The 260-nt window shown below is 68.8% G+C and carries 1 pseudogene; it reads right to left on the minus strand.

From position 1 onward, the window contains the following. Positions 1-3 precede the first annotated feature (3 nt). Positions 4-260, minus strand: a pseudogene (locus R0J92_RS24185) (MFS transporter); the annotation flags it as partial.

Below are 260 nucleotides of genomic sequence, written 5' to 3' on the forward strand. Positions count from 1 at the left end.
GCCCTATTCGGCCGGCTGTGGGGCCGGACGGCCGTCGAATCGCGGCACCAAGGTCTCATTGCCGGCGTGCGGATCGCGCGGTACCAGGAGCGCCAGCGCGAGCGAGACCGCCGCCATCCCCGATCCGATCAGGAAGACGAGATCGGGCATGCCCAGCCAGATGAAGCCGAAGGCCGCGGGAATCCCGACGGCGGCGATGTGGTTGATGGTGAAGGCGACGCCCGCCGTCCCGGCGATGTCCTTCGGATCGGCGATCTTCT

This window comes from Tritonibacter sp. SIMBA_163, assembly GCF_046535935.1.
In the GTDB taxonomy this organism is placed as follows: Bacteria; Pseudomonadota; Alphaproteobacteria; order Rhodobacterales; family Rhodobacteraceae; genus Epibacterium; species Epibacterium scottomollicae.